This is a genomic window from Vibrio sp. 1641, assembly GCF_033339995.1.
GTDB classification, from domain to species: domain Bacteria; phylum Pseudomonadota; class Gammaproteobacteria; order Enterobacterales; family Vibrionaceae; genus Vibrio; species Vibrio alginolyticus.
Map to the genome: position 1 here is coordinate 1 of NZ_JAWOVP010000096.1, position 833 is coordinate 833.

Consider the following 833-nt stretch of genomic DNA (forward strand, 5'->3'; position numbering starts at 1 on the left):
CGTTTAACGTAAGTTTAAACACGATATCGGTAGTGCCTTGCACGTACGCACGGTACTCAATCACGCCATTCGCGTTTGAGTATTCAACAAGCTCTAGTGGCTGACCTGCTGACGTTAACCCAGCAACAGGTGAGACAAGATCCTCCAATTGGAAGCTAACGATAGAATCTGCACCGTCAACGACATCAAAATGTCCGCCGATAATATGATCACCTTGACCATCCGACCCTTTGTTCGGAATGTCATCCTCATCAATGGACAAGTGACTTCCTGGACGAATAGCTTCAATCGTCGGCTTATCATCCAAAATAGTGACTGGCAACGTCGCGTTAACGGAGTCGTTATCGCCGTCCGTAATCACAATCGGCAGATTGATGGTCAGGTCATCAGAATTCGTTGCATGATCGAGCGCGCCAGACAATTCAAAATCGTAGCGTCCGTCTTGATGCAATGTCAGCGTGAAAATGGTGTCGCCACCAGCGGTTTTTCCGACATAAACCAAAGCATCACTCGTTGACGCTGTAGCGTCTTGAGTAATCGCGATGCTCTCGCCGCCAGAAGTAAGTGCAGGCAGTAGATTGGAATTGAGATCCAGAACAAATGAGTCGATACCATCCGCGCTGGTCACTTCAAACTGACCAGAAACCGTTAAAGGCTCCTTGGTCTCGTCTGAGCCCAGCGGCAAATCATCTTCATGCACTTGTAATCTGTCTATATTCGTTACCACGGGTACATCGTCTACCACCGTAATTGGTAACGTGAACACTGGTGATACATCGCCATCGCCGTCAGTCACAGTGATTGGCAGTTCGATTATAATGTTGTTTTGCTGA

The 833-nt window shown here is 47.8% G+C and carries 1 protein-coding gene; it reads right to left on the minus strand.

Features of this window, described 5'->3' with window-relative positions; translation table 11 throughout:
- The coding region (locus tag R7Z47_RS24375; RefSeq protein WP_318130704.1) for a hypothetical protein at positions 1-833 on the minus strand (833 nt) is incomplete at both ends.